This window comes from Paenibacillus sp. 01T47, from assembly GCF_056398245.1.
The window spans coordinates 1-4,736 of sequence record NZ_JBFTPA010000054.1 but is presented as its reverse complement, the minus strand read 5'-3'; the positions used below and the strand labels follow the sequence as shown (position 1 = coordinate 4,736).

At 39.9% G+C, this 4,736-nt stretch carries 3 protein-coding genes, 3 tRNA genes and 2 rRNA genes; all 8 read right to left on the bottom strand.

The genetic code is table 11. From position 1 onward, the window contains the following. Positions 1-122 (bottom strand): 16S ribosomal RNA (locus tag AC1DOV_RS34495); the annotation flags it as partial. 979 nt (positions 123-1,101) lie between these two features. Continuing rightward, complete coding sequence (locus tag AC1DOV_RS34490; RefSeq protein ID WP_477552141.1) at positions 1,102-1,671, bottom strand: YdeI/OmpD-associated family protein; 570 nt, start codon at positions 1,669-1,671, stop codon at positions 1,102-1,104. A gap of 264 nt (positions 1,672-1,935) precedes the next feature. Further along, positions 1,936-2,451, bottom strand: a complete 516-nt coding sequence (locus AC1DOV_RS34485) for a DinB family protein (RefSeq protein ID WP_441887229.1) — start codon at positions 2,449-2,451, stop codon at positions 1,936-1,938. A gap of 81 nt (positions 2,452-2,532) precedes the next feature. Beyond that, positions 2,533-3,450, bottom strand: a complete 918-nt coding sequence (locus AC1DOV_RS34480) for a helix-turn-helix transcriptional regulator (protein WP_477552140.1) — start codon at positions 3,448-3,450, stop codon at positions 2,533-2,535. 800 nt (positions 3,451-4,250) lie between these two features. Continuing rightward, positions 4,251-4,330, bottom strand: a tRNA-Leu gene (locus tag AC1DOV_RS34475). A gap of 18 nt (positions 4,331-4,348) precedes the next feature. Further along, positions 4,349-4,424, bottom strand: a tRNA-Lys gene (locus AC1DOV_RS34470). 6 nt (positions 4,425-4,430) lie between these two features. Beyond that, positions 4,431-4,506 (bottom strand) — tRNA-Val (locus tag AC1DOV_RS34465). 141 nt (positions 4,507-4,647) lie between these two features. Next, a 23S ribosomal RNA gene (locus AC1DOV_RS34460) occupies positions 4,648-4,736 on the bottom strand; the annotation flags it as partial.

The following is a 4,736-nucleotide window of genomic DNA, read 5'->3' as shown; positions in this document are numbered from 1 at the left end:
TGTTACTCACCCGTCCGCCGCTAAGCATCAGAGGTGCAAGCACCTCATCAACTCCGCTCGACTTGCATGTATTAGGCACGCCGCCAGCGTTCGTCCTGAGCCAGGATCAAACTCTCCAAATTGGTGTTTGAAATGCTCATTACTTTTTTTATCGCTTTTTTCGCTTATCCCGAAGGATTTGCGAGGCAGTTATTACTCGTTGTTCAGTTTTCAAAGAGCAATCTTTTCTTTCGTTTGTTTCTCTCGCCGTCCGCGTGTATCTCTCGGCCGGAATTAGAATATACCATGCATGCATATATGATTGCAAGTCTTTTTTTAAATTAATTTATTATATTTATGATTTCACTATATAAATGCCATTTAATACGTCTATAATGCCTGTAAAACACTACATTTAAGCGTTTTAATATTTAATTTCGTTAATATAAATGAACAAACATATTATTAGTTATTTATTTTCGAGCTCAATGTTAGCCTAGTTAACTATGTGTAATTAACAAATGGAATTCAAATCAGCTCATATATTTCATCGTTTTCTGCTTGATATCTGATTCTGCCTTACATCAATCTATTTAATCCTAGAAGACACAAAGCTGCATCACTTCTTATCTATCCCTGTACAGGTTTGTATGAATTCCGTGACTTGCTTCTGATACTCATTTACAGGGGAATAGCATCTTGATTCATAAATACGATTGCTTTTTAAAATGAATTATAACTGTGCAAAGTCCTTAACTTTAAAAAGCCATTAGTAATTCTTCTTTATCTATTAAGATCACCTACGTAACCTGTTCGTTATTTACAATCAGAATTAATTCTTGCTTTACATCCTCCACGAATGTTCATTCTATTCTAGGCCAGGACCATCCGTATTCAACATTCACAATAGCAGCTGAACCGTCCAGCATAAGCACCTCCCCGACCTATTCGTATGTGTAGGAACTAAAATGATCCTATCACTCCTATGAAAGGATGGGTTTTTAATTTGAAACAAATCAAAATTAGTATAGTAGAAGACTACAACCACTAATTACAAATAGCCTATTTCGGCGTACTTATATCACCCACAAAAAACAATTTCTCGCTACAAAATAGCGTATCTTAATAATCTAGGAGGCGTCCATTGTCATGCCATTGACCGTATATTTTATTTTCCTTAGTGTTTGCAATGAATTTGTCTAATCTACTATTATATAATTCCGGCTGGTTTTTATTACTTTGTATCGTGTCGATCCGAACTCTTTTATAAAGAGCTGGAAATGCCGAAAAATTCTCAAATGTCTGTCTCTCCTCTTTGAGCCTTTGCTCTATAACCTTATCTATTTTAAAAGAATCGTAATCCATATCGGGAAGTACCTTTCTTCCTTCATCTCTCATTAACCCCAACTTTTCAAGGCGGCGGACACGTTCTTTATTCAATTCAGTCCATGAACTTTTTTTGCTTCTAGGTGATAGTCTCTGCGCCATTTGAGTTTCGGCTATTTTCTTTTTCACTCCATCAATCCATCCAAAGCACAAAGATTCTTCGACCGCGTCCAAATACAGCAACTTATCTGGGTTTGGCGTCATGCTAACTACTACCCAGCAAGACTTTTTAATATTTCCATTTTCCTGTAGCCAAATCCTCAAATCTTCTCTCGATTTTACTGTAATTAGATTTTCAATTTCCATAGATAAAACTCAAGCTCCTTCTAATTATAGTGTGAAATTAAATCCATTATACAACGTATGACCTAAGTCGAACTTGATGCTATCAGCAAAAGGGTAAAATGATACTTATCTCAACTAGCAATGGTGACTTATTTCTTCTATTAAATAAAAGTAAAAAGGTCGACTCCCCTATTTTTAGAAGTATCGACCTTTTTAGTATAATTTGATTTAACTCAAAACAATATCCATTGCACTCACCAAATTTTCAAAACGATGCGCTAGTGTTTAAACGGATTCCGCAGCTTCCTGATACCAAAAAAATGCATAGTCGTTCATGACGGATGCGTGGCCTAGTTGGCGCAACATTGTTGAAATATTGCCTCTGTGATAGGTCCCATGATTGGCCACTTGCAGTACAATTTCCGATAAGCGTGTTTGGCGAATTCCGGCAAATGGGTTATCAAGCAAAACGGTTTGCTCCAAATCAGCTTCGCTTTGGAACCATTCTCTGTATTGTTCCGATAACTGTGCGAAGTTGTTGGCGTATTCATCTACAGAATGCAGGATACTCACATTTAGCGACATACATTCTTGAAATGCCTCTCGCATACCAGTGCCTGTTAAAACCTTATACCACATCGTATCCACTGCATAGATATGACTAAGGGCATGGGCAAGGGTAGCAAATGAGCTGTTTACTTCTTGACTTAGCACAGAGGCAGGGAGTTCCTTGATTCTCCCCATGATCGTTTGGTTGGCCCATGTGTGGTATTGAAACATTTCTACTGGATAATTGGACATTCGTAAAGTCTCCTTTTGATTTCTAATAAATTGATTTTGGTTCTGTAGTTATAATAATAAAAGAAGTATGACAACAGACTGTCATACTTCTTCATAAAGTTTGAGTGTATTTTGAAGCTGTTCTTTTAAAATCCCTCGTAGTGCATGAGGTTCGAGTACTTCGGCGCCACTGCCAAAGCTCAGAAGAATGGACCATAGCCATCTTGCTTCTAGTGGTTTATAAACTGGAATTCGTATCGTTGCATTTCCATCGGCATGAAATTGCATATCCGCTTGGTGAAACTGATCCATAGCTATCGCCAAAGCCTCCGGTCCCACTTGAATCACAACATCTTTCAAAAGATCGCACCATTCCTTGTTTGTGAAAGTAAGCTCTTTCGACACTAAGTGGTGCTGCTGAAAGTCTTCCTGCGTCAATACTAAGTTCATTATCCGTGATAGTCGGAACTCCCGATAGTCACAACGCGTTCGACAAAAGCCATAAACGTACCAATTGCCATATTTGAAATGAAGCTGTATGGGTTCCATATCACGGGAAGTACGATCATTATTAGCATTAATATAATCAAAACGGACGATTTTTCGCTCCGTAATGCCCGTACGTAAATGTTGAAGCGCGTCCGGCCCTGACCGGCGGGTTTCTAAGTCGACAGATACAGTGGGGATCTGCTGCTCGGGTCCAATTGTTTGTAGTCTTTCAATGGTACCCTGAGCACGCTCATCTTTAAACACGCTGGAGAGGCTGCTGAGCACGGTGATCAGGGAATCCACATCGTAAGAACCGAGCAAGCTTTTATCCATTTTGTATCCGTCCATTATGCCGTATCCGCCATTCATTCCCTGATACGATATAACAGGGAAGCCCGCAGCGCAGATCACATCGATATCCCGATAAATAGTTCTTTGGGAAACTTGATACTCTTCAGCCAGCATAGAAGCAGACAAAACTTCGTTATTCAGGAGCTTGTAGATTATGGAGATCAATCGCTCCAATTTCATATATATCCCCGCCCGTTAATCCATTTCGCATTGCTGCTTAATATTATATCACAGATTTTTTATTACTAATTTTCAGGGACACCCCGCTTGATGTATCGTAGATACATGAATTGGATTGAACGATCGGGGTATCTAGATTGGCATAACACCGTAAAACCCACGTTAGAAAGCATCTCCTATCGCAGGTAGACGTGCAGTCATAATGGAAGGAGTTCTCTTGAAGAACAAACATCACTAATGTAAACGCACCGATGTCCAGTCGGTCGTGTGTGCGCCAGAGGCGCCGAGACTAGCACTTTTTATATAGTGTTATAGTCAAAAAAAGCTACTTGCATTCATTCGAACATCTACCCTAGATTATTGAATGAATTTCCGCAACATTACGATCTGAAATATTAGTAATGCCTAGACCAACAGCTGTCTAAGCGTTCGCCTTTTCAATGAGTTCACTTGCAGTCGAATCACAGTACAATTATAGAGCAGTCTTCTTCTTTTTTAAGGCGTGTTTATTTTGCTCTTAACATCCCGTACCTTCGTCTCTTATTAGATTCCAGATATTAGAATGATAATACTTGTCTGCAGAGGGTTAAAAAGGTAAGCACAAGTGATGAGAATGCTTATATTTGTAAAAAAGGTGACGGAAAAATTCATATATGTCCTCCCTTAGCTGTTTTTATTGTACACGAGGCTAACTCCTTTGACAAAAAAATAGCTCAAAAGCATCTCATTTGAATATCATTTCCTACTTTTGAACAACAAAAAAAGCCTTGCTAAGCAAGACTTCTTTTGTCGTACTATGATGCGCGTAGAGGGACTTGAACCCCCACGGTTGCCCGCTAGATCCTAAGTCTAGTGCGTCTGCCAATTCCGCCATACGCGCGCATCCGAGATTAAAAAATGGTGAGTCATGTAGGATTCGAACCTACGACACCCTGATTAAAAGTCAGGTGCTCTACCAACTGAGCTAATGACTCATACTATGGTGGAGGATGACGGGATCGAACCGCCGACCCTCTGCTTGTAAGGCAGATGCTCTCCCAGCTGAGCTAATCCTCCATGGAAAYACTAAAACCCACTGCGAGTGGGAGTCTTGCTTCATTGTGCGTTTTGCACATTGAAAACTGGATACGAAAGATTAGGCTTGCTGAAGCCTTWATGCTGCTGTCTACCGGATGTATGGGTCACAGTAAACGTGTTTAGGATAAGCCCTCGACCGATTAGTATTCGTCAGCTACACACATTGCTGTGCTTCCACCCCGAACCTATCAACCTCGTCGTCTTCAAGG

Excerpts from the sequence above, each read along its gene's own strand:
- AC1DOV_RS34490 (WP_477552141.1), bottom strand. The coding sequence starts at position 1,671 with ATGGAAATTGAAAATCTAATTACAGTAAAATCGAGAGAAGATTTGAGG.
- AC1DOV_RS34485 (WP_441887229.1), bottom strand. The coding sequence starts at position 2,451 with ATGTCCAATTATCCAGTAGAAATGTTTCAATACCACACATGGGCCAAC.
- AC1DOV_RS34480 (WP_477552140.1), bottom strand. The coding sequence starts at position 3,450 with ATGAAATTGGAGCGATTGATCTCCATAATCTACAAGCTCCTGAATAAC.